Genomic DNA, 1,357 nt, shown 5'->3' with positions numbered 1-1,357 from the left:
ACACTCGTGATATTGAACACGTAACGGTGGTTGCGGAAGATATCCAGCAGCGTGTCGTCCGTCTTCCCGTCTCCCAGAAAGTCGATGCGGTAGTAGGTTTCCGACACATTATCAAAGTTATCATCCGTATCCGTATAGAGCCCTCCCACGATGATACAGCAACGTTCCTGCAACGATTTCTTGCTACCGTCAAACGTATGATTCTTCACCTCGGGCAGATAAATCTCATGGTCGGTCTGTTTCCAGCCATTTACCGAGTAATCCACATAGTTGTCGGGAGTATATACCGAAGCCGTACCGGGAATGCTGATAGTGCCATACCCCAACAGCGGAGCGACATATCCCTTATCCAGGCTGTTATAGACTCTCGCACTCGTCAGTCTGAAACGCTTCGAGCCGTCCGCCACAGGATTATCGTCGGGCACGGTTCCGTCACCGCTGTCCTTCTGGAAATTGACACCGATATCCACACGGGCTACGGCACGGTAAAAGGAGATTGTTCCGAAGTTGGTATCACTGTCGATGACTTGCGGGATGCTTTCACCCCACATCGGGAGTGTAGTACCTTCGCTATGTGGAAAACCGGGATTACCACCGGTAGTAGCGGCAAATGTGCATTGCTCCAACACCTCCGTTTGGGTAGGATTGCCGGAAGGGTTCACCTCATCCGCATTCGCCAGCAGCACAAGATAATAGGACTCTCCCCGAACACTCTTTTTCAACCGTACATAGACTTTACCGTCCGAGACAGCATCCGGCGTACCGAGCTCCGCCTTGTACTGGAACTGGTCCACAGCGTTGAATACCAGCACCTGGAGATTATCGATGGCCGATTCGTCGGCGACGGAGAGGGCGCGTGTACGGGTACCCGCATCACCGGGAACGTTGATACGCAAACTGATATATACATCGTCCTCCGCAGAAGACCGGTTCGGGCATTCATCCGATTCGCAGGAAAGAACGGCAAACAGGCAGGCTCCCAGACACAACGTCTGCCGAAAGACAGCAAAGGAGGTTCTTAAAATTCGTTTCAGCTTCATTCTCTTATCATTTATATATATTTATTGTTCCGCCCGTCCCCCGAGGGTACGGTGCCGGCCTTCTTGCGAGTCCGGAGCGGAATCTTTTTGGATGAAAGGCGGTTAAACAGGATATCTTTTTCCGCCTTTCATAAGGATGGGCAAAGGGATTATTTGCCTAAATCCTCAATATCCATATTCTTGCCTACCCATTTGTAAACATTGATCTTGCACTGCATGAAGGTAGTAGCTTCACCTACAGGCTCTCCCTGGTTCTCGTCACCCGGAAGGTCTACGTTGCCACCGTCATTCTCGCCGATCTTGGCTACGCTCTGGAT

The 1,357-nt window shown here is 51.1% G+C and carries 1 protein-coding gene; it reads right to left on the bottom strand.

Annotation, left to right across the window (positions count from 1 at the left end):
* Positions 1–1,040 (bottom strand): fimbrial protein (locus DXB63_RS17700; RefSeq protein WP_147332313.1); only part of this gene is annotated, 1,040 nt, incomplete at its 3' end.
* Positions 1,041–1,357: the final 317 nt, after the last annotated feature.

This window comes from Bacteroides sp. OM05-12 (genome assembly GCF_003438995.1).
Taxonomy (GTDB): domain Bacteria; phylum Bacteroidota; class Bacteroidia; order Bacteroidales; family Bacteroidaceae; genus Bacteroides.
Note: the sequence above shows the minus strand (reverse complement) of the source record. Positions and strands in the feature narration are given on the sequence as shown.